At 68.0% G+C, this 21340-nt stretch carries 20 protein-coding genes; 9 read left to right on the top strand and 11 right to left on the bottom strand.

What is annotated here, in order from left to right:
• The first annotated feature begins 108 nt into the window (after positions 1-108).
• Positions 109-2049: an SDR family oxidoreductase gene (locus ACLQ3I_RS12210; protein ID WP_425802157.1), complete on the top strand. Its 1941-nt coding sequence runs from the start codon at positions 109-111 to the stop codon at positions 2047-2049.
• Entirely contained in the window at positions 2046-3122 is a 1077-nt protein-coding gene (locus tag ACLQ3I_RS12215; RefSeq protein WP_425802159.1) for an alanine racemase, read from the top strand. The genes ACLQ3I_RS12210 and ACLQ3I_RS12215 overlap by 4 nt, the downstream gene beginning before the upstream one ends.
• A gap of 7 nt (positions 3123-3129) precedes the next feature.
• Here ACLQ3I_RS12215 and ACLQ3I_RS12220 read toward each other — a convergent pair whose 3' ends face one another.
• From ACLQ3I_RS12220 to ACLQ3I_RS12230, 3 genes are all read right to left on the bottom strand, one after another.
• The gene (locus ACLQ3I_RS12220) at positions 3130-4728 is read right to left on the bottom strand and encodes a DNA polymerase Y family protein (protein WP_425802161.1); all 1599 of its coding nucleotides are present in this window, start codon (positions 4726-4728) and stop codon (positions 3130-3132) included.
• Positions 4729-4739: 11 nt separating this feature from the next.
• Positions 4740-5513: a hypothetical protein gene (locus ACLQ3I_RS12225; protein ID WP_425802163.1), complete on the bottom strand. Its 774-nt coding sequence runs from the start codon at positions 5511-5513 to the stop codon at positions 4740-4742.
• A 278-nt stretch (positions 5514-5791) separates the two neighbouring features.
• Positions 5792-6814, bottom strand: a complete 1023-nt coding sequence (locus ACLQ3I_RS12230) for an Rv2578c family radical SAM protein (RefSeq protein ID WP_425802166.1) — start codon at positions 6812-6814, stop codon at positions 5792-5794.
• A gap of 80 nt (positions 6815-6894) precedes the next feature.
• Between ACLQ3I_RS12230 and ACLQ3I_RS12235 the strand changes: the two genes are divergently transcribed.
• A complete protein-coding gene (locus tag ACLQ3I_RS12235) occupies positions 6895-8121 on the top strand; it encodes a protein kinase domain-containing protein (RefSeq protein WP_425802168.1) in 1227 nt (408 codons plus the stop codon).
• 92 nt (positions 8122-8213) lie between these two features.
• Here the strand turns inward: ACLQ3I_RS12235 and ACLQ3I_RS12240 are convergent, their stop codons facing one another.
• Positions 8214-8885, bottom strand: coding sequence for a LuxR C-terminal-related transcriptional regulator (locus ACLQ3I_RS12240; protein ID WP_425802171.1), 672 nt, complete (start codon positions 8883-8885; stop codon positions 8214-8216).
• Complete coding sequence (locus tag ACLQ3I_RS12245) at positions 8882-10177, bottom strand: PspC domain-containing protein (protein WP_425788229.1); 1296 nt, start codon at positions 10175-10177, stop codon at positions 8882-8884. Before ACLQ3I_RS12245 ends, ACLQ3I_RS12240 begins: the two co-directional genes overlap by 4 nt.
• Before the next feature lie 111 nt (positions 10178-10288).
• Here ACLQ3I_RS12245 and ACLQ3I_RS12250 point away from each other — a divergent pair, with 111 nt between their 5' ends.
• Both ACLQ3I_RS12250 and ACLQ3I_RS12255 read left to right on the top strand, forming a co-directional pair.
• Entirely contained in the window at positions 10289-11647 is a 1359-nt protein-coding gene (locus tag ACLQ3I_RS12250; protein ID WP_425802174.1) for a PspC domain-containing protein, read from the top strand.
• Positions 11644-11853: a hypothetical protein gene (locus ACLQ3I_RS12255; RefSeq protein WP_425788232.1), complete on the top strand. Its 210-nt coding sequence runs from the start codon at positions 11644-11646 to the stop codon at positions 11851-11853. The genes ACLQ3I_RS12250 and ACLQ3I_RS12255 overlap by 4 nt, the downstream gene beginning before the upstream one ends.
• Positions 11854-11897: 44 nt before the next feature.
• Here the strand turns inward: ACLQ3I_RS12255 and guaA are convergent, their stop codons facing one another.
• The gene (guaA, locus tag ACLQ3I_RS12260; protein WP_425788234.1) at positions 11898-13490 is read right to left on the bottom strand and encodes a glutamine-hydrolyzing GMP synthase; all 1593 of its coding nucleotides are present in this window, start codon (positions 13488-13490) and stop codon (positions 11898-11900) included.
• A 73-nt stretch (positions 13491-13563) separates the two neighbouring features.
• Between guaA and ACLQ3I_RS12265 the strand changes: the two genes are divergently transcribed.
• Genes ACLQ3I_RS12265 through ACLQ3I_RS12275 form a run of 3 tightly spaced genes read left to right on the top strand, consistent with a single transcriptional unit; the run spans position 13564 to position 15496 of the window.
• Positions 13564-14175, top strand: a complete 612-nt coding sequence (locus tag ACLQ3I_RS12265; protein ID WP_425802177.1) for a biotin transporter BioY — start codon at positions 13564-13566, stop codon at positions 14173-14175.
• A gap of 47 nt (positions 14176-14222) precedes the next feature.
• The gene (locus ACLQ3I_RS12270) at positions 14223-14897 is read left to right on the top strand and encodes an energy-coupling factor ABC transporter ATP-binding protein (RefSeq protein WP_425802180.1); all 675 of its coding nucleotides are present in this window, start codon (positions 14223-14225) and stop codon (positions 14895-14897) included.
• Positions 14894-15496, top strand: coding sequence for an energy-coupling factor transporter transmembrane component T family protein (locus ACLQ3I_RS12275; protein WP_425802183.1), 603 nt, complete (start codon positions 14894-14896; stop codon positions 15494-15496). The genes ACLQ3I_RS12270 and ACLQ3I_RS12275 overlap by 4 nt, the downstream gene beginning before the upstream one ends.
• A 25-nt stretch (positions 15497-15521) precedes the next feature.
• Here the strand turns inward: ACLQ3I_RS12275 and ACLQ3I_RS12280 are convergent, their stop codons facing one another.
• On the bottom strand, positions 15522-16679 hold the full coding sequence (locus ACLQ3I_RS12280; protein WP_425788242.1) for a GuaB3 family IMP dehydrogenase-related protein: 1158 nt from the start codon (positions 16677-16679) through the stop codon (positions 15522-15524).
• Positions 16680-16752: 73 nt separating this feature from the next.
• A complete protein-coding gene (gene guaB, locus ACLQ3I_RS12285; RefSeq protein ID WP_425802186.1) occupies positions 16753-18264 on the bottom strand; it encodes an IMP dehydrogenase in 1512 nt (503 codons plus the stop codon).
• A gap of 120 nt (positions 18265-18384) precedes the next feature.
• On the opposite strand from guaB, the gene ACLQ3I_RS12290 reads away from it, so the two are divergent.
• Positions 18385-18774, top strand: a complete 390-nt coding sequence (locus ACLQ3I_RS12290; RefSeq protein WP_267628165.1) for a DUF5319 domain-containing protein — start codon at positions 18385-18387, stop codon at positions 18772-18774.
• Between the two features lie 7 nt (positions 18775-18781).
• Here ACLQ3I_RS12290 and ACLQ3I_RS12295 read toward each other — a convergent pair whose 3' ends face one another.
• The 3 genes from ACLQ3I_RS12295 to ACLQ3I_RS12305 form a co-directional block, all read right to left on the bottom strand.
• Positions 18782-19738, bottom strand: a complete 957-nt coding sequence (locus ACLQ3I_RS12295) for an anti-sigma-D factor RsdA (protein WP_425788247.1) — start codon at positions 19736-19738, stop codon at positions 18782-18784.
• A complete protein-coding gene (gene shbA, locus ACLQ3I_RS12300; RefSeq protein ID WP_425788249.1) occupies positions 19722-20309 on the bottom strand; it encodes an RNA polymerase sigma factor ShbA in 588 nt (195 codons plus the stop codon). The genes ACLQ3I_RS12295 and shbA overlap by 17 nt, the downstream gene beginning before the upstream one ends.
• A gap of 106 nt (positions 20310-20415) precedes the next feature.
• Positions 20416-21210: a hypothetical protein gene (locus ACLQ3I_RS12305; RefSeq protein ID WP_425788251.1), complete on the bottom strand. Its 795-nt coding sequence runs from the start codon at positions 21208-21210 to the stop codon at positions 20416-20418.
• Positions 21211-21340: the final 130 nt, after the last annotated feature.

Here is a 21340-nt window from a genome sequence, read left to right on the forward strand (position 1 = left end):
ATTCGTCAATGTAAATGTCACCCTGGGTAGAAATCGGCTCCTTACCGTCAAGTAAGAACCGAGTCACGCTGGTCGAAGTCACGCTCTAGAAGATCGGACACCACAGCCATGACGACATACTTCATCACCGGTGGCAGCGGATTCATCGGTCGCCGGGTCATCGAACGCCTCCTCACCGTCGAGCCCGACGCCCGTATCCACGCCTTGGTGCGCGCGCAGACGCTGCCGAGGTTCAGCCAGACGCTCACCGACATGAACGCCACCGGACAGGTCACACCGGTGAGCGGTGACGTGACCGCCCCCGGACTCGCGCTCGACAGTGCGGATCTCCCCGACATCGACCACGTCATCCACCTCGCCGCGATCTATGACATGACCGCCGACGCCGACGCCCAGCAGGCCGCGAACGTGGAGGGCACGGCCCGCGTGGCCGATTTCGCCCTCACGGCGGGCGCGATGATGCACCACGTCTCCTCGATCGCGGTGGCCGGTGACCATCGCGGAACCTTCACCGAGGAGGATTTCGATGCCGGACAAGGGTTTCCGTCGCCGTATCACCGCACCAAATTCGAGGCCGAGAAAGTCGTCCGCGACCGCGAGGGGCTTCGGTGGCGTGTCTACCGACCGTCGATCGTCGTCGGCGATTCACGCACCGGCGAGATGGACAAGGTGGACGGCCCGTACTACTTCTTCGGGCACCTCGCGATGCTCGGTCATCTGCCGTCCGGACTTCCCCTCCCGATGCCAGATCTAGGCAACACCAACATCGTTCCCGTCGACTACGTGGCCGGCTCGATCGTCGCTCTCTGCACCGTCGAACCGGAGCGCAGTGGGATGGTCTATCACCTCGCCGATCCCCGACGCCGCACGATCACCGGGATGTACAACGCGATCGCTCCCGGATTCCATGGGCCACAAGGCCGCAACGTGATTCCCAACGGGATCGTCGAGCCACTGCTCACGCTGGCCGGCACCGGACCACTACGGGTCGGTCGGGATCTCCTCGCCACCCAGCAGGGCATCCCGCCCGCACTCCTCGACACCGTGTCACTGACCGTCGATTTCCGATCCGACGACACTGTCGCCGTGCTCCGTGAGCGTGGGATCATGTTGCCGGACCTCGACGACTACGGCCCCCGCCTCTGGAAGTACTGGGCCGCGCACCTCGACCCCGCCCGGCACCGTCACCACGATTCGCGTGGACCGCTGGTCGGCAAGAACATCCTGATCACGGGCGGCTCCAGCGGGATCGGCAAGGCCACCGCACGGATGTGTGTGGCACGGGGGGCGACCGTGTTCATCGTCGCCCGTGACGCCGACGGCCTCGATGCCGCGGCGGCCGAACTCTCGGCGACCGCGAGCAAGGACGGCGTGCCACCCGGCCGGGTGCATCCCTACCAGTGCGACATCACCGACGAAGAATCGGTCGCCGGGTTGGTCAAAACTCTTCTCGCCGAGCATGATCACGTCGACATCCTGGTCAACAACGCCGGACGGTCGATCCGGCGGGCGACCATCAATTCGACCGACCGGTTGCACGACTATCAGCGACTGATGGCAGTGAACTACTTCGGCGCGGTCAACCTCGTGCTGGGTCTGCTCCCGCACATGGTGGAGCGTCAGGCAGGCCACATCGTGAACGTGACCTCGATCGCCGTGCAGTCCCGTGCCGCCCGGTTCGGTGCCTACGCCGCGTCGAAGGCCGCTCTCGAGGCCTTCAGCGATGTGACGAGTACCGAGAGCCTCTCCGACCACGTCACGTTCACCAACGTACGGCTCCCGCTCGTGCGTACACGGATGATCGCGCCCACGGAGGCATACGAGAACCAGGCAGGCGTGTGGGGTGTGGACAAGGCGGCGTCCCGGGTGCTGCACGGCATCGTGGACCGACCGCGTCGCGTGGGTTCGACGGTGGGCACCCTGGCCGAGATCGGCCACCGGTTCGCTCCGGGGCTGACCACACGAATCCTCCACCAGGAGTATCTAGCCTTCGGTGAATCGGCTGCCGCACTGGGCAAGTCGAACTCTGATGATGACGGCAGCGCGTGACCGACACACCGTTCCTCTCGGTGGACGTCGCGCGGCTCGACCGCAACATCGGTGCAGTCGCCGAACGCGCACGGGCTGCCGGCATCGACCTGCGGCCACACGCGAAGACCCACAAGTGCGCCGAGATCGCTCGACGGCAGCTGGCGGCAGGCGCGGTCGGGCTGACGGTCGCCACCATCGGTGAGGCTGAGGCCTTCGCCGCGACCACACCGGACCGCACGGATCTGTTCATCGCCTATCCGCTCTGGGTGTCCGGCGACAAAGGCCCCCGTCTGCGTGCCCTCGCCGAACATGCCCGACTTCGCCTGGCGGTCGACTCCGCGGACGGCGCACGACAACTCGCCGCGGAGATCGGCGATGCCGACGCCGACGTCGTGGTGGAGGTCGACTCCGGGCAGCACCGAACCGGCGCGGACCCCGGGGAGTCCGGCATGATCGCCTCCGCAGCAGCCGATGCGGGCCTCCGGGTGGTCGGTGTGTTCACCTTCCCCGGCCACGGATACGGCCCCGGCGATGCACGACATCGGGCCGCACAGCAGGAGGTGACCGCACTGTCGGTGGCCGCCGAACGACTGCGGGACAGCGGCATCGAGCCCGTGGTACGTAGCGGCGGATCCACCCCCACGATCGAGTTCGCCGAGCCAGGGGTGCTGACCGAGATCCGACCGGGCGTCTACCCGTTCAACGACGCGCAGCAGGTGGAACTCGGATCGTGCGGTTTCGCAGATGTCGCACTGTGCGCCGTCGCCACCGTGGTGCACCGAACCGGTGAGCGAGTCGTGGTGGATGCGGGCAGCAAGGTCCTCGGCGCCGACCGTCCGCCGTGGACGTCGGGGTTCGGACGCCTGCTCGACGCACCCGACGCGATCATCACGTCGCTCTCGGAACACCATGCGGTGATCGAGTTCCCGTCGGACACCGCCCCTGCCGCGATACCCGCCCTGGGCGACCGGTTGCGGGTGATCCCCAATCACGTGTGTACCGCCGTCAACCTGGTCGACGAATTGATCGCCGAGACGCCCGACGGGACGACGACCGGGTGGCCGGTCATCGCCCGCGGCGCCAACTCGTGATCACCGATCACTCGTAGACCCCCTCGACCACCCACTTCTCCGCCCGATAACTCAGCAGCAGCGCACGCGAGTCGTCGAGCAGGACCTGTGCCCGGGCAGTGATCCCACCCGTGTCCGTGTCGATGCCGGTGGGCCAGGGACCGGCCCACCAGCGCAGTTCCCAGGCGCCGCCTCGTGCCCGACCGCGACGTTCCATCCGAATCGTGGTGGGTTCGGTGGAGAAACACCCCCGGGCGGTCACCTCCACCGGACTCCCGGTCAGGTCGAGCATCTGGATCGGGGTGTCCAGCAACACCGCTGGGGTCGGTTGCGGCAACCGACCCGGCCACGGGGCATCGGGATTGCGCGCCGGGACCCGTTCGTCCCCGAGGGAGACCATCGTGATCCGGTCGCCAGGACCACGTCCGCCACTCCGGATCGGAAGTTGCACGGCATCACCACCGAGCAGCCCCTGTACCCGGACCAGGGATCGACGGGCCCGCTCGTCGACCTCCGGATCTTCGGGTAACCCGTTGCCGTTCAACGAGTACTGCAGCGCTCCGGCAGCGACCACCTCGACCGGTTCGAGCCGCAGCACATCGATCGGCGCATCCGGCCGACCCTCCGCACCGGCCCGGCCACCGGTCAGCCACCCCTCGAGCTGCCAGCGAATCCGGTCCGCGGTGGCCTCCGGGGTCAGCGGCTGAGCGCACCTCCAGGTCCGGGAATGACGTTGCCCCCGTTCGGTGACCGCTTCCACGGTGAGTCGTGTGCAGGCCACTGATGCCGCAGCCAACCGTCGTGCCAGCGCATCGGCCAGCCGACGGCCGAGGAATGCCGCCGCATCGACACGGTCGATCGGTGGATCGCAGCGATGCTCGATCACCAGATCGACCGGGGAGATCTGCCCCGACGGCGGCCGGCCGGGAACGGCGTTGGCCAGTCGGTGCGCGGTCATGGCATCGGCGGAGAAGCGGGTCGCGACGTCGCCGGCCGGCAGCTCGGCAAAGGCACCGATCGTCGAGATCCCCAGGCGGCGGAGCAGATCGACCAACTCTGTCCTGGTCGGATCACTCAGGCTGGGTTCGACAGCGAGGTCGGCAACCGGCCGGCCGGCCAGATAGACGGCATCACCACCCGGCTCGACGTGAGCGCCGTGCCGCGCTGCCAGCACGGCGGTGAACAACTCGTCGGCCACCCCCACATGTGCCTCGACACCGGATGCGGCCACCGCATCGATCAGCTTCTCGGCCAGAACGTCCTCACCACCGAAATATCGGGTGGCATGGGACGAGGGCACCACCAGGAGTCCCGGACGCAGCACCTCGACGACCGGCACCAGGTCGGCCACCACTGCGACCACCGGCTCGAAGAACCTGCCGTCGCGGTGATCGTCGGTGGTGACGACGGTCATCTCCGGACAGGCCGACTGCGCCTGACGTTTGCGCATCCCGCGCCGCACACCGACGCTGCGTGCCGGCGCCGAACAGGCGATCACCCGGTTGGCGTGCAGCACCGCGATCGGATGTTGTGGCGGGAGGTCGTCGGCCATCGCCGCGGCCGTCGCGGGCCAGTCCGGACACCACAGGGCGAGGACACGGCCACCGGTGGCGACCGGTGAGGTCATCGGCGCCGCCATCAGTTGGCCACCGCAAGACTCGGACGCGTCGGCGACGGCACCAGATCCACCTGCCCGGTGGCACCGAAACCTCCTGCCACCACATCGATCTCACCGGTCTCCCGTTGATGCCCCCGATCGGTGACGGACACCTGCAGAGACATCCCGCCGATCCGGCCATATCCCGCCCGGGCCGTGGCGAGATCGATCGAACCGAGACTGCCGGGCAGATGCCGGTAGGTCACCACCTCCGCGTCCAGACGGAGCTGCGCCCCCGGCCATGTTCCGCCGGCGGTGATCAATGTCGACAACTGTTTGCGGACCCGACCCATCACCACCCGTGTCCGGGATGGCGGCACCGCGACGTCACCCAGTCCCAGCACCACGAGATCCATCCCGTCGAGCAGCACCCCCGCCACCTCGATCGGGTCGACCCCCGGATTCGGCACCGTGGCGATCCGCGACAGATCGCCGCCGAGTTCCGCGACTGCCCCGTAGTTGAGTTGGGGCAGACCCACGATCCCCACCTGGCAACCCGACCCGCTCACCGATGCGATCACCGACAACAGGATCGACCGGGCACCGGAGATCGTGACCACGCTCCCCCGGACCAGGCCACGCCGGGGCAGCAGATCCGCCAGCGCCCCCGGCACCGGCAACACCCCGGCCGATCGGTCGGCAACCTCGACAGAGTGGTGATCGGGGAGCCCCGACATCACCGCGATCTGGCGTCGGAGACGGTCCAGATCGTGGCCAACCGCCCCCGCTGTGACAACACCCGCAGACGTACCCATACACCCTCCTGAACTGCGACTTTCCGCAATCAGCGCGCAGGGAAGATGCATGCTGTTCGAACATGTTTTCGATTCGATTTCATCCTAGGACGACCCACCGACAACCGTCAACGCGGCCCGCACCACACCCCAACCACACCGCACCCCGCACATCCGCAGACCCGCACATCCGCAGACCCGCCCCGCAGCCGCGACGGTTTCCGTCATCCGCGACGGGAAAAAGGGGGCGCGGATGACGGGAACCGTCGCGGCTGCGGGGCGGGGTCAGCGGGGTGGGGTCAGAAGAGGGTGAGCGTCTGCTGCAACTCGGGCCTCGCGACCGGCTCTGCAGGCGCCGCCGAGCCGCGCAGGCCCTGGGCGCCCGCCAGACCGTACTGCTGCACCAGCGGCCGCATCCGGTCCCGCAACCATGCCGAGTATTCCGGCGTCACGTAGGCACCCCGCCCGTACAGACCGCGGTACCGGCGCACCAGGGCCGGGTGATGCTCGGCCAGCCACTCCATGAACCACGGCTTGGTGGAGCCACGCAGATGCATCGGGAACGCGGTCACCCCGGCCGCACCTGCTTCGGCGAGCGCCGACAACAGGTCGTCCAGGTGCGAGGTGGAATCACTCAGATACGGGATCACCGGCGCCACCATCACGTGCGGGGCGAAGCCCGCATCGGCGACCGCGCGGATCAGATCCAGCCTCGCCTTCGGCGACGGGGTGCCCGGCTCCAGCGACTTCTGCAGCTCGGCATCGTGCATCGCCAGTGAGATCGCAATGCTCACCGGGACCTTGCGCGCCGCCTGCCGCAACAAGGGCAGGTCCCGGCGCAGCAATGTCCCCTTCGTCAGGATCGAGAACGGGGTCGCCGACTCCGCGAGCGCCGAGATCACCCCCGGCATCAACCGATAACGCCCCTCGGCCCGCTGATAGGGGTCGGTGTTGGTCCCCAACGCCACCGTCTCCCGATTCCATGACCGGCGCCGCAGTTCCTTGCGGAGCACCGCCGCCACGTTGAGCTTGACCACGACCTGACTATCGAAGTCCTGACCGGCATCCAGATCCAGATACTCGTGCGTCGGCCGCGCGAAACAGTATCGACACGCATGGGTGCAGCCTCGAAAGGTGTTGACCGTGAACCGAAACGGCAGGTTCGCGGCATCCGGAACCTGATTGAGGGCACTCTTGGCCAACACCTCGTGGAAGGTGACGCCTTCGAATTCGGGGGTCTGCACCGAGCGCACGAGACCCGCCTTGCCCAGACCGGGCAGCGCGCCGTCGTCGACCTCGACCCCCTGGTCGGACCACCGCATACCCAGAGTCGAACATATGTGCGATCACCCTGTCAAGCGCGGCCGCACCAACCCCGACCGGCACGACTATCATGCAGCCTATGTCCACCACCCACGAGGGCCACCGCACGCCAGGGCCGCAGTACCTGGTGGCCGGGCGCTACCGTCTGCAGTCGCGTATCGGCGGCGGCGGCATGGGCACGGTGTGGTTGGCCCGCGATCAACTGCTGGCCCGTGACGTCGCGGTGAAGCAGGTGGTCTCCACCGAAGGCCTCAGTGACGAGACAGCCGAAAATGTCCGCAAACGCGCGATGCGGGAGGGCCGAATCGCGGCAAGGCTCTCCCATCGAAATGCGGTCGCCATGCACGACGTCGCCCTCGACAGTGGTGAACCATGGCTCGTGATGGAATACATCCCCTCTCGCAGTGTCGCCCAGATCCTGCACACCACAAGAACTCTGGGGCCCCAACAGGCCGCCCAGATCGGCGCCCAGGTGGCCGATGCGATGATCGAGGCCCATGTCGCAGGCATCATCCACCGCGACATCAAACCGGGCAACATCCTGATCACGACGACCGGGCGCAACGCAGGCCTCGTGAAGATCACCGACTTCGGCATCTCCCGCGTCAAGGACGATGTCAGCCTCACCCAGACGGGTGTGATCACCGGTACCCCCGCATATTTCGCGCCCGAGGTCGCCCGCGGTGCCGAGCCCGGAGAAGCATCTGACGTCTACTCCCTGGGAGCGACGGTGTACACCGTCGTCGAGGGACAGCCGCCGTTCGGGGTCGACGACAACTCACTGGTGTTGCTGCACAAGGTTGCTCGCGCACAGATCAACCCGATGACAAAGGCGGGTGAGCTGCGGCCGGTGCTGTTGCGCATGCTCGAACCCAATCCGGCGAAGCGACCGACCATGAGCGAGTCCCGCGATCTGCTCGCGCAGGTGGCCGCCGGTCCGCGTGGGTCGGTGCATCAGGCGCTGACCAGCCCGCTCACCAAGCCCGACGGCGGCATCCCGGTGTGGGCGCAACGAGCACCCCGGCCACCACGGACCCACCCGACCGGTACACACCTGCCGGTCAGCGGGTCGTCGACCGGCGGGAGACCCGGGTCGACGCTCCACGGGCCCGCACCGACCCTGTCGACCGAGCTGCCAGACACCACTTTCGGGCCCGAGAGCCGGTACCGGCCGATGCCGGACGAGACCCGGCCGGGCCCGGCCGGAAAGGCCTCGACATCGACCACGGCACTGGCGATCTCGATCCTTGCGTTCTTCGTGATCCTCGCGATCGTGGTGATCTTGCTGATCGCGCTCGCCGGCTGACGACCGCGCACGATCGACGCGAAACTGCGCACGGTCGACGCGGATCTGCGCCCGATCGACACGGAACTGCGCACGATCGACGCGGTCGCGGATCAGCCGATGTGCCGGGTTGCCGCCCACCGGGTCAGCGCATTCCGGTTCGACTGCTGCGTCTTTCGCAGCACATTCGAGGCATGCGTCTCGACCGTCTTGATGGAGATGAACAGCTCTTCGGCGATCTCCCGATAGGTGTACCCGCGGGCGAGCAGACGGAGCACCTCGAGTTCCCGTCTGGTGAGCGAGTCGAGCTCGGGGTCGAGCGGTGGTTCCGGGGCGGTGGACCGACCGGTGAACGAGTCCAGGACGAAACCGGCGAGACGCGGGCTGAAGACCGCGTCGCCGTCGGCGACGCGCCGCACGGCGTCGGCGAGTTCCTTCCCGCCGATCGTCTTGGTGACGTAGCCCCGTGCGCCGGCACGGATCGTCGCGATGACGTCCTCGGCCGCGTCGGACACACTGAGCGCCAAGAAGACCGGCGCGCCATCCGCGGGCATCGCATCGGTGACACCGCGCAACACGGCGACGCCACCACCGGCCGGCATGTGGACGTCGAGCAGGACGACGTCCGGACGTATCCGCACGATGCCCTCGACCGCCTCGGCCACAGTGCCGGCCTCGCCGGCCACCAGCAGTCCTGGCTCCGATGCCAATTCGGCACGCACACCCGACCGGAACACCGCGTGGTCGTCGACGAGAAAGATCCGGCAGACCCCCGTGTCGGTCATCGAAGCCCTTCCTGTTCACGTGAAGGTTCCACCGTCACAACGGTTTCCACGCCCACATCTCCCTTGTCCGTCTTGTCTGTCCGGTCCGCACCACCGGTCGCCCCCCGTGGCATGGTCAGTCGGACATTCGTGCCGCGTTCCGGTACCGAGTCGATCGCCACGTCACCACCTGCGCGCTCCATACGTGCCCGGATGGAGCGGGCGATGCCCTGGCGGTCGTCGTCGACATGTTCGGGCTCGAAGCCCACCCCACGATCACGGACGAACACCTCGACCTGCTCGTCGGTCACCTCACCATAGACATCGACCTTGCGTTCGCCGGAGTGTTTCGCCGCGTTGATCAGGGCCTCCCGGGTGGCGGCCACCAATGCCGACCATCGACGACGCTCGGCGGCCGGCTCGTCATCCGGACGGAGGTCGCCGACGGTGATCACCTCGACCTCGATGCCGTAGTCGTCCTCCACCTCGGCGCCGACTCCCTGCAGGCTCGCCGACAGCGATCCCGCTCGTTGCGCGGGATCACCGAACAGCCAGCCGCGCAGTTCGCGCTCCTGGCTGCGGGCCAGTCGCGCCACCTCGTCCGGCTTGCCCGCCTGCTTCTGGATCAACGCGAGCGTCTGCAACACCGAGTCGTGCAGGTGCGAGGCGATCTCCTCGCGTTCGGCGTTGCGGATCCGCGCAGCGCGTTCTTCGTTGAGTGCCCGCCACATCCGCATCCAGAGCGGCACCGTGAGCAGCAGGACACCGATCAGCGTCGCGACGACGGCGAGCAGGGTCGTCGAGAGACCGCCGAAGTTCTGGTTCCCGGCGAGCACGATCACGACCAGCCCGCCGATCACCAGTAGCGCGCCACCGATCAGGCGGGTCCAGGTGAGCAGCGGGGTCCTGGGCGAGGCGCGCGACGTGTCGAACTCGCGCCAGACCAGGCCCGCACCGACCACCACGAAGACGAAAGGCACCAGATATGCGGCCGGGGTGCCGGACGCGGCGAAGCCCACCACCGACATCGCGACCAGGCCGACCAGCGCGAGCCCGTAGGCCTGCCGGCGCTCGCCGGGAGCGGGCGGAGCGGTGTCCTGACCCGGCGGGCAGAAGAACCAGAGCAGTCCGTAGGCGAGCACTCCTGCTCCCGCGAGCGCGGAGAGCACCAGGAAGACCACACGCACGCGGAACGCATCGATGCCGAGGTGGTCGGCGATCCCGCCCGCGACACCCGCGATGACCCGGCCGCCGTCGCGTCGCACCAGCCGCGGCGTCGGGGGTGCCGCGGGCGGTGACGCTGGCACGGGCACACCACTACTCACCTCTCGATACTGGCACGTCGAGGTCATCGTGCACATCAGGGACGTTCTCAGGGTCTTCCCCCGATGTGCCTGGCCGAACTCGCCGCCAAGATGGATTTCATGGACACGAAGCAGTTCGAAGGGATGTGGGCGACGAGGCCCATCCGGCCGAACCACAATCGCACGGTGGCGGGCGTGTGTGCGGGTATCGGGGCGCGCTACCGGGTCGATCCGACGCTGGTGAAGATCGCGTTCGTGGTGGCGACGCTGTTCGGCGGCAGCGGGCTCGTCCTGTACATCGCAGCGTGGGTCGCCCTGCCGGCCGAGAGTCGCTCACGCGACGAGCTCGGATCGATCCGGCACGCCGCTTCGACGGCCGGCCGTCGGCCGCGGCATCTGCGGCACCGCAATCCGCAGTTCATCCTGCTCATCGTCCTCGCGATCATCGTGGTGACCTCATTCGGTCCCAGTCGGTCCTGGAGCTCGGGTGGCCTCCTCGGGGCGGCCCTGATGCTCCTCGGATGGTGGCTGCTCTATCAGCGGACTCCCGAACCACCGGCCGGTACCAGCGTCGACACTCTGCAACCCGAGCAGGTCGTCGCGGCCGGCGCGTCGACGGATCGGTTGCAGCCGTGGATTCCCCGGGCTCTGACGGCGAACCCGACAGCCGGCCATCTGGGCGGCCCGTACCCCGATGTGCCTACCGCACAGGCGATGTCGGCGGGCACCACCACCTCCCCCGGCCGGTCTCCCGGGTCCGGGACCACCGAGGCCGCACCGACCGAGTTCATGCAGCGCACCCCACCGGCCTGGGATCCGCTGGGTACCGCGCAATTCGCCTGGGACCTCCCCGATCCCACACCCGACCGCGCCCTGACCGAACCGGCCGATCGGCGATCGCCGTTGACCCTCATCGTCATCGGCCTCGCGGTCATCACGGCGGCCACCGGAGCCGCACTGCATCAGGTCGGCGTCGACTGGTTCACCCCGGCGCGCATCCTGTCGCTGTCGCTGGCAGTGGTCGGCGCCGGCCTGATCTGCGCAGGCTTTCGGCGCCGGACAACCGGTCGACACAGTTCGGGGCTCGTTCCGATCGCGCTCGCCCTCGGCGTCGCAGTGGTGGCGACCTCGATGGTCGGACATCTCGACGGCTTCCCGTCCGGCGGTGTGGGTGAACGGATCTACACACCGGTCACCGAGAACGACATCAAGGGCGAGTATTCGCTCACCATGGGACGCATGGTGCTCGATCTGCGGGACGTCGACCTCACCGCCGACCGCACCATCGCCCTGCGCAACGGTGTCGGGGAGATCGAGGTCCAGGTGCCGAAGAACATGAACGTCCGAGCCACGTGTGACTCCGGTGTCGGCGACTTCACCTGCCCCGACGGACTCTCCGGTGGCGACGACGGCACCGACGGCCCCGTCCTGAATCTCAACGCACGAACCAACGTCGGACATGTGGAGGTGGCTCGATGACTTCGGAGACGACCAGCCGCGACACCAGACATCGCGCACCGGGACTCGCGATCCTCGGAATCGCTGCCCTCCTCGTGGCGGGCTGGGGCCTCGCCGGCGGACCGGACCTGCCGTCGGCCGCGGACCTCGGATGGCTCGCGGTCGGGCTGGGCCTGGTCATCGGGTTGATCCTCATCCTGACCGGGGCACGATCCTCACGACGGTGACGGCAGATCACCGTCGGCGCCAGGCGACCACTCCCGCTCGGCCGCTACTCCCACTCGATGGTGCCCGGCGGCTTGCTCGTGACGTCGAGCACCACGCGGTTCACGTCGGGAACCTCGTTGGTGATCCGCGTCGAGATCACCTCGAGGACCTCGTAGGGCACGCGCGTCCAGTCGGCGGTCATCGCGTCCTCACTCGAGACCGGGCGCAGCACGATCGGATGCCCGTAGGTGCGGCCGTCGCCCTGCACCCCGACGCTGCGCACATCGGCGAGCAGCACCACCGGGCACTGCCAGATCTGGCCGTCGAGGCCGGCCGCGGTCAGCTCCTCGCGGGCGATCAGGTCCGCCTTGCGCAGCATCGCGAGACGGTCGGCCGTCACCTCGCCGACGATCCGGATGGCCAGACCCGGGCCGGGGAACGGCTGACGGCCGACGATCTCCTCAGGCAGGCCGAGTTCGCGGCCCACCGCACGGACCTCGTCCTTGAAGAGCAGCCGCAGCGGCTCCACCAGGGAGAACTCGAGATCGTCCGGTAGTCCTCCCACGTTGTGATGGCTCTTGATGTTGGCCGTACCACTGCCGCCGCCGGACTCGACGACATCGGGGTACAGGGTGCCCTGGACCAGGTACTCGACCTTGTCGCCGTCGGACGCCCGATCACCGAGGACATCGGTGACCGCGCCCTCGAACGACCGGATGAACTCACGGCCGATGATCTTGCGTTTCTCCTCCGGGTCGCTGACTCCGGAGAGTTCGCCGAGGAAGGTGTCGGCAGCGTCCACGGTCACCAGTCTCGCGCCGGTGGCACCGACGAAATCGTGCTGCACCTGCTCACGCTCGCCGGCCCGCAGAAGTCCGTGATCGACGAACACGCAGGTCAACCGGTCCCCGATGGCCCGCTGCACGAGTGCGGCGGCGACGGCGGAGTCGACACCGCCCGACAGCCCGCAGATCGCGAGGCCGTCACCGATCTGATCGGCGACCTGGTCGATGAGCTGGTCGGCGATGTTGGCGGCCGTCCAGGTCGCCTCGAGTCCGGCGATCTCGTAGAGGAACCGGGTCAGGATCTGCTGGCCGTGCGGCGTGTGCAGCACCTCCGGGTGATATTGCACCCCCGCCATCCGACGATCGACACATTCGAACGCGGCGACCGGCGCACCGGGCGTGGAACCGGTGACGATGAATCCGTCCGGCGCGGCCTGCACGGCGTCGTTGTGACTCATCCACACGGGCTGGGTCTCGGTCAGGCCCTGATGCAGGATCCCTTCCCCGGTGATCGACAACGTCGTCCGGCCGAACTCACGACCCCCGGTGTTGGCCACCTCGCCGCCGAGCTCCCTCGCCATCGCCTGGAACCCATAGCAGATGCCGAACACCGGAACCCCGAGATCGAACACCCCCGGATCGAGTGCAGGCGCGTCGTCGGCGTAGACCGAGGCCGGGCCGCCCGAGAATATGAGCGCGACGGGATTGCGCGCTTTCATCTCCTCCAGCGGCGCATCGTGGGCGATCACCTCGGAGTAGATCCGCGCCTCACGGACCCGCCGGGCGATCAGCTGCGCATACTGCGCGCCGAAGTCGAGCACGAGCACCGGCCGAGGACCGTCGAAGAATGAGTCTGCAGAGGTGTCTGTCACCCCGTCGAGTCTAATGGCACCCACCACCGCACCCGGCAGCCGTGCGCACACCCCCACCCGCCATAATGTCGGAATGTCCCAGACCACCGACACGACCTCGTCGTCGCGGCGGTGCTCGCTGTCGGTGACCGACCTGACGCAGGCCGCCGTCTTCGCGGCACTGATCGCGGCACTGGGTCTCCCCGGCACCATCACCATCGGCTCCGCCGGGGTGCCGATCACCCTGCAGTCGCTGGGCGTGATGCTCGCCGGCGCGATCATCGGCCCGCGCAAGGGGACGTTGGCGGTGATCATCTTCGACGTGCTCGCCATCGCCGGCCTGCCGATCCTGGCGGGCGGACGCAGCGGGCTCGTGGCGCTGGCCTCCCCCACCGCCGGCTTCTTCGTCGGATTCCTCCCGGGCGTGATCGCCATCGGCGTGGCGACGGCGATGATGATGCCTCGGTACCGGGTCGTCTGGGGCATCCTGATCAACATCGTCGGCGGGATGGTCGTGATCTATGCCTGCGGCATCATCGGCCTCTTGGTGCGCACCGACCTCTCGTTGTGGGCCGCGATCTCCACCAACGGCACCTACATCCCCGGCGACATCGCGAAGTCGGTCATCACGGCCCTGGTGGCGGCACAGGTCCACCGCGCCTACCCGGGGTTGATCACGCCGCTGCGGCTGCGTCGCGCACGGTGACCGGGTCCCGATGATGGTCGAGTTCACCCGGTGATCGGGCCCTGCCGATGATCGAGTTCCGGGCCGTCGGCCACTCCTTCGGTGATCGCGTCGTGCTGGCCGACATCGATCTCGCACTGTCCGAACGACGGATCGGCATCATCGGCGCCAACGGCAGCGGCAAGTCCACCCTGGCGCGGATGATCAATGCGCTCGTCGTTCCCGACCGCGGCTCGGTGCACGTCAACGGAATCCACGCCGCACGCCACAAGCGTCAGGTGCGGCGCGAGGTCGGTTTCATCTTCAGCGATCCGGACCGCCAGATCATCATGCCGACCGTCTCGGAGGACATCGAACTGTCCCTGACCCGGATCGAGCGGGACAAAGCACGACGATCGGCAAGGGCCACCGCGGTGCTGGCACAGTTCGGGCTGGCCGACCATGCCGATCACCCGGCGCACCTGCTGTCCGGCGGACAGAAACAACTCCTCGCGCTCGCGTCGGTCCTGGTGACCGGTCCCGCCGTGCTGGTGGCCGACGAGCCGACCACCCTTCTCGACCTTCGCAACAGCTCGATGTTGCGCGACGTCTTCGCGACCCTCGACGAGCAACTGATCGTGCTCACCCACGACCTCGATCTGCTGACCGATTACGACCGCGTCATCGTGCTCGACGAGGGGCGGGTCGTCGCCGACGACGAGCCGACGGCCGCGGTCGCCGCGTACCGGGCGTTGATGTCATGACCGCGCTCGGCGTCTACCGCCCGGGGAGATCACTGTTGCACCGCCTCCCGACCGGCCCGAAGCTGCTCGGGCTGGCGGCGGGCATCCTCGCCATCAGCCTCACCGTCCGCAGCCTGCCGGCGATCGGGATCCTCGCGGTCGGTGTCGTCGTGGTCTTCGCGATGGGCGGGATCGGCCCGCGGGAGGCCTGGCGCCAGATGCGGCCGGTGACCTGGGTGCTGGCCTTCGTGTTCGTGTTCCAGGTGGTGTTCACCGATTGGCAGCGTGCCCTGCTGGTCTGCGCGGTACTCGCCGCCTCGGTCGCGTTGGCCGCGGCCGTCTCGCTCACCACCCGCACATCGGCCATCCTCGACGCCATCGTCGCCGGGCTGAGTCCGTTGCGGCGCTTCGGCGTACGCACCGATCACATCGCTCTCGCGCTGGCGCTCGCGATCCGGTCGATCCCGCTGATGGTGGACGTCGTCGGCCAGGTCGACGAGGCCCGGCAGGCCCGCGGATTACGTCCGGGCGCAAGAATTCTGGTCGCACCGGTGGTCATCGCGGCATTGCGGACGGCCGACGGGTTCGCCGACACCCTCATCGCTCGCGGGCTGGACTGATTCCGGGCCCGTCGGTCCCGAGGGATCAGGAATGCAGCGAGAGCCCGACCTTCTGGAATTCCTTCAGGTCGCTGTAGCCGGCCTTCGCCATCGACCGACGCAGCGCTCCGACGAGGTTCAGCTCGCCGAACGGATCCTGGGACGGCCCGGTGAGCACACACTCCAGGCTGGGACGATCGTCGTCGGTCGCGACCTGCAGCAGGGCGCCACGCGGCGTGTCCGGGTGCGCCGCCGCCGACGGCCAATACCAGCCCAGGCCGGGCGATTCGGCCGCAGCCGCGAGCGGGGTGCCGAGGACCGCCGCGTCGGCGCCGCAGGCGATCGCCTTGGCGAGATCCCCGGAACCGTGGATGTCGCCGTCGGCAATGACGTGCACGTACCGCCCGCCGGTCTCGTCGAGATATTCACGGCGCGCGGCGGCCGCGTCGGCGATCGCCGTGGCCATCGGGACACCGATGCCCAGGACCTCACCGGTGGTGGTCGCGCCGGCCGCGGAGCCGTACCCGACGATCACGCCGGCCGCGCCGGTCCGCATCAGGTGCAGAGCCGTACGGTGGTCGTGCACACCGCCGGCGATCACCGGGATGTCGAGTTCGGCGATGAAGGTCTTGAGGTTCAACGGTTCTCGGGCCGTACCGTCGGAATCCACCTGCGCGACATGCTCGGCCGAGATGATCGTGCCGTGCACCACCAAGATCTCAACCCCGGCCTCCAACAGCGCGGGCGTCAGCTCCGGCGCGTGCTGCGGACTCACCCGGACCGCGGTGGTCACGCCGGCGTCGCGCACGGTGGACACCGCCTCACGCAGCAGCCCGGTGTCCAACGGTGCCGAATGCAGTTGCTGCAGATGACGAATCGCTGCCATCGGATCGGGATTCTCGGTTGCCACGGCGATGAGCTCGGCGATCTTCGCGTCGACGTCGCGATGCCGGGCCCACAGGCCCTCGCCGTTGATCACACCGAGCGCACCGAGTTTGCCGAGTTCGACCGCCACCGCCGGCGACACCAGAGCATCGGTGGGGTGACTGAGGATCGGGGACTCGAAACGGTACGCATCGATCTGCCACGCGGTGGAGACATCCTTGGACGACCTGGTCCGACGGGACGGGACGATACTGATGTCATCGAGTTCGAACGTGCGGCGGGCCGTTCGGCCCATACCGATGTCCACGAGATCACGCACCGTTGCGCCTTTCTGCTACGCGAACCGGTCGCCGGTCGACCCGACCGGACCGATCCGCCGAATCTTACGAGCTTCAGCGAGAATAGTAGTTCGGCGCCTCGGTGGTGAGGGTGATGTCGTGTGGATGCGACTCCTTGAGGCCTGCCGAGGTGATCTGCACGAACTGGGCATGCTGGAGGTCGGCGATCGTCGACGCCCCGGTGTAGCCCATCGCAGCACGAAGACCGCCGACGAGCTGATGGATCACCTGGGTGAGCGGTCCACGGAACGGCACCCGCCCCTCGATGCCCTCCGGGACGAGTTTCTCCTCGTTGAGGACGTCATCCTGGAAGTAGCGATCCTTGGAGAACGACTTGGCCTGTCCGCGTCCCTGCATCGCACCGAGCGAGCCCATGCCGCGATAACTCTTGAACTGCTTGCCGTTCACGAGGATCAGCTCACCGGGCGCCTCGGCCGTCCCGGCCAGCAACGAACCCAGCATTGCGGTCGACGCGCCGGCCGCGAGCGCCTTGGCGATGTCGCCGGAGTACTGCAGCCCGCCGTCCGCCATGACCGGCACGTCGTGCTCCTTGCACACGGCCACGGCCTCGAGGATCGCGGTGATCTGTGGTGCGCCGACGCCGGCGACCACTCGGGTGGTGCAGATGGAACCGGGCCCGACACCGACCTTCACCGCGTCGGCACCGGCCTCGACGAGCGCGAGGGCGGCCTCGCGGGTGGCGACGTTACCGCCGACGATCTGTACCCGCTCGCCAACTTCGGCCTTGAGCTTCGAGACCATGTCGAGCACCAGGCGATTGTGGGCGTGCGCGGTGTCCACGATGATCACGTCGGCGCCGGCATCGGCCAGCGCCATCGCACGATCCCACTGCGGGTCTCCGGTGCCAACCGCAGCTCCGACCAGCAGTCGGCCGTCGGCGTCCTTGGTCGCCAGCGGATGCTGCTCGGTCTTGACGAAGTCCTTGACGGTGATCAGACCGGTGAGTTTGCCGTTGCCGTCGACGATCGGCAGCTTCTCGATCTTGTTCCGGCGCAGCAGGCCGAGGGCGGCTTCGGCGGACACCCCCTCTTGTGCGGTGATCAGCGGGGCCTTCGTCATGACCTCGGAGACCGGACGCGACAGGTCCACCTCGAACCGCATGTCACGGTTGGTGATGATGCCGATGAGCTCGCCCGCGTCGTCCACCACGGGAAGACCGGAGATCCGGTACCGCGCACACATGGCGTCGACCTCGGCCAGCGTGTCGGTCGGCGAACAGGTGACCGGGTCGGTGACCATGCCGGCCTCGGACCGTTTGACCGTCTCGACCTGACCGGCCTGGTCCTCTATCGACAGGTTGCGGTGCAGCACCCCCATGCCACCGGCGCGGGCCATCGCGATGGCCATTCTCGCCTCGGTGACGGTGTCCATCGCCGAACTCACCAGAGGCACCTTGAGGGTGATGTTCTTGGTGACCCGCGACGACGTGTCCGCGTCACTGGGGATGACGTCGGAGGCCGCGGGAAGCAACAGGACGTCGTCGAAGGTGAGGCCGAGCATCGCGACCTTGCCGGGGTCGTCTCCCCCGGTGCGAACGTGCGTCATCTGTCCATCGTATCGGCAGCACCGCAGTGGTGAGGGTCACCCCGCGGGGTTCGTTCCACACGCCGGGAGACTGTGGAGTCCTCACCCCACCCTGACCGTTTCATCGGTTACCGTGGTTGTGTGCGTGACCACCTACCACCCGGCCTCCCGCCAGACCCGTTCGCGGATGACCCCAGCGATCCGGCGTCGGCGCTCGACTCGGTGGAACCCGGCATCCCGCTCGACGAGAACGAGCGGATGGCGGTCGAGGAGGATCTGGCCGACCTTGCGGTCTACGAAGCGCTGCTCGCCCACCGGGGGATCCGCGGACTCGTCGTGGTGTGCGACGACTGCCACGAGGACCATTACCACGACTGGGACATGCTGCGCGCCAACCTGCTGCAGCTACTGATAGACGGAACCGTCCGGCCGCATGAGCCGGCGGTGGACCCGCGACCTGACGCCTATGTGACCTGGGATTACTGCCGTGGCTATGCGGATGCGCACAGTCACGTCGATGACGAACGCTGAGCCGGTCTCACGACGACGGCGAGATCGTGGTCGGGAAGTCCGACTCCTGCCCGCCTGCCCCGTCATTCCGTTCGACCGGTGACGACGTGGCGGTGGTCGTCGGGGTCGTGGTCCGGATATCCGGGGGCGTCGATGGTTCCGGGCTCCCCGTGTTGCCCGGACCTTGGTGACCGCCATCGCTGGTCGGGACATCGGAGGTCGCGGGCGGCGGTGGTGCAGGCTTCGTGACGGTGACGGATGACGAGCCGTCGTCGCCGCGCGAACGGCGGAGGTCACGGGGCGGCGCAGTCGGCCCCTTGGCCCCCTCGCTCGGTCGCTGACTCGGCGAGACCGATATCGACCCCGAGGTGGACGATGCTCCCGACGTCGCGGTCTGCGCGCGGAGCCGTTCGATCCACTCCTTCATGCGATTGAGCGTCTCGGAGTCACGCATTGGCCCGAGGTCCTTCTGCGCTTTGGCGATCAGCTCGGCCGCCTGCTCTGGATCGCCGGAGGCCATGGCGGCCTCGGCCTTTTCCAGATTCGACTGCACATCCATCGATGCCTGTGTCTGGGACGCAGCCTCGGAGAACACGACCCGCTTGACACCCCACAGCGGATCGCCGGGCGAGGATCCCTCGGCGAGCACGGTCAGGCCCGCACCGGCGATCACGACGATCGCCGCGGCACCGGATGCGACGCGGAGGTGACGGATGACGCCCCGGCCGCGACGCGCACGCTCGGTGGCGGCGATCGCCGACTCGACCTCATCGACGGTCGGCAGCTCCGGCAGCGGCGCGGTGAGCGCCTCGTGGCGCCAACCCGACAGCAGTTCGGCGAGTTGGTACTCGGTGTCGTCGTGGGTGGGGACAGGAAGGTCCTGCGACAGCGAGTCGAGGAACTCGTCGTCGACATGCACCGACGTCATGTCGATGGGCTCAGTCACGTCCCAACCGGGCTCGGCAGGATCATGTTTGTCGTTCATCGACCTCACCCGCCTTCCTCAATTGGTCTTTCAACTTCGCCAACGCGCGGTGCTGCGCCACTCGCACCGCGCCTGCGGTGCTGCCGATGGCATCGGCGGTCTCCTCGGCCGACAGTCCGACCACGAGTCGGAGGACCAGCACCTCACGCTGCTTCTCCGGGAGGATCGTCAACAGCGCACGCATCCGGCGACTGGCATCGGCGTCGAGCGCCGACTGTTCGGGTCCGCCCGTGAACGACATCGCCTCGGGAAGGGTCTCCACCGGATCGGCCTTGACCCGGCCTGCCACGCGCATGGCATCGGCCACCTTGTGTGCAGCGATCCCGTAGACGAATGCCATGAACGGCCTGCCCTGGTCCTGATACCGGGGCAGCGCTGTCATCACCGCCATCAACGCCTCCTGCGCGATATCGTCGGCGGAGAACAGATGGCGTTCTCCGACTCCAATTCGCCCTCGGCAGTAACGCAGGATCGGATCCTGCACACTTTCGAGAACTGACGTGAGCGCCGCGCGATCGCCGTGCCCCGCGGCACGGACAGCCTCGTCGAGCTCAACACCCGTCAGTTTCATCGTCAGTCGAGATCCCCGTGTTACATGTGGTCGTGGTGTTGCCGGTGTGCCGCTTCCCCCACGTCACCTTAGCGATCGAACCCGACGCTCGACGCACCCACCGCCGTCACGCGTTGTCGAATGGCACGCCTCGAGAGATGAGTTCGGATCGCGTCCATGCCAGTTCCTTCCTGACCTCCTCATCTGCCGGGTCGAGGCCGTTCCGCAATGCCAGCGAGGCCCACCGCAACGGCGTCAGGTCGGCATCGGCCGCGCGCCTGGTCACCTCGCACGCGAGCTCTGCGGCGTGATGCACGTCACCCGCGGTCGCCGCCGCCGCGGCCGCGATGAGGGTCGTCTTCACCCGATGTCGCTCCGGGGTGTCGCCGAACTCTGCCAATCGACAACCGGCCTCGGCGTGTCCGAGCGCTTTCGCCACGTCGCCGCCGTACATGGCCAGCTCGGCAGAGACCCATTCGATGCGGAGCCGGGGACGGCGACCGGCGAGCCACCCGCCGTCATCGGGGTCGGCATGGTCGCGGGCACGGTCCAGCAGTCGTGCGGTGGCCGGCAGACGGAGTCGGCCGAGATGATCGGCGGCGAGCCCGACCAATGCGTCCAACAGGGCGGCTCGCCGCCACTCGACCGGGGCGCCTGCCCGCCACTCGCTACCGTCCGGGTGCGCGACGCCCACCAACAGCAGGGCGCGTCCGTCGAACGTCGACGCGTGCCGGTGACGGCCCGCCTGCCGCAGCAGGGAAGCCCGGGTCGAGAAGGCCAGCGACGAGAGCACATCATCACCGTGCACCCGCCCCAGCCGGTCCGCACCGTCGAGCAACGCGAACGCGGCTGCGGTGTGACCTATACCTCCCCGATGCACGGCTCGGTCCCACAACGCATACCCGTCCGTACGTTTGCCCATATCAGACCCTATTTTCTTGCGCTCACGCCAACGCCAAATGGAATGTAACCGGTTCCAGTTTGCATAAAATTAACCTGCCGTCACAAACATTAATTCCACCCCCAGATCACGCACGAATATTCTGCACATT

This window comes from Gordonia sp. DT101, assembly GCF_049844895.1.
In the GTDB taxonomy this organism is placed as follows: domain Bacteria; phylum Actinomycetota; class Actinomycetes; order Mycobacteriales; family Mycobacteriaceae; genus Gordonia.

Coding starts and splice junctions, on each gene's coding strand:
- ACLQ3I_RS12210 (WP_425802157.1), top strand. CDS start 109: ATGACGACATACTTCATCACCGGTGGCAGCGGATTCATCGGTCGCCGG.
- ACLQ3I_RS12220 (WP_425802161.1), bottom strand. CDS start 4,728: ATGACCTCACCGGTCGCCACCGGTGGCCGTGTCCTCGCCCTGTGGTGT.
- ACLQ3I_RS12225 (WP_425802163.1), bottom strand. CDS start 5,513: ATGGGTACGTCTGCGGGTGTTGTCACAGCGGGGGCGGTTGGCCACGAT.
- ACLQ3I_RS12230 (WP_425802166.1), bottom strand. CDS start 6,814: ATGCGGTGGTCCGACCAGGGGGTCGAGGTCGACGACGGCGCGCTGCCC.
- ACLQ3I_RS12235 (WP_425802168.1), top strand. CDS start 6,895: ATGTCCACCACCCACGAGGGCCACCGCACGCCAGGGCCGCAGTACCTG.
- ACLQ3I_RS12240 (WP_425802171.1), bottom strand. CDS start 8,885: ATGACCGACACGGGGGTCTGCCGGATCTTTCTCGTCGACGACCACGCG.
- ACLQ3I_RS12250 (WP_425802174.1), top strand. CDS start 10,289: ATGGACACGAAGCAGTTCGAAGGGATGTGGGCGACGAGGCCCATCCGG.
- ACLQ3I_RS12255 (WP_425788232.1), top strand. CDS start 11,644: ATGACTTCGGAGACGACCAGCCGCGACACCAGACATCGCGCACCGGGA.
- ACLQ3I_RS12265 (WP_425802177.1), top strand. CDS start 13,564: ATGTCCCAGACCACCGACACGACCTCGTCGTCGCGGCGGTGCTCGCTG.
- ACLQ3I_RS12270 (WP_425802180.1), top strand. CDS start 14,223: ATGATCGAGTTCCGGGCCGTCGGCCACTCCTTCGGTGATCGCGTCGTG.
- ACLQ3I_RS12275 (WP_425802183.1), top strand. CDS start 14,894: ATGACCGCGCTCGGCGTCTACCGCCCGGGGAGATCACTGTTGCACCGC.
- guaB (WP_425802186.1), bottom strand. CDS start 18,264: ATGACGCACGTTCGCACCGGGGGAGACGACCCCGGCAAGGTCGCGATG.
- ACLQ3I_RS12295 (WP_425788247.1), bottom strand. CDS start 19,738: ATGAACGACAAACATGATCCTGCCGAGCCCGGTTGGGACGTGACTGAG.
- shbA (WP_425788249.1), bottom strand. CDS start 20,309: ATGAAACTGACGGGTGTTGAGCTCGACGAGGCTGTCCGTGCCGCGGGG.
- ACLQ3I_RS12305 (WP_425788251.1), bottom strand. CDS start 21,210: ATGGGCAAACGTACGGACGGGTATGCGTTGTGGGACCGAGCCGTGCAT.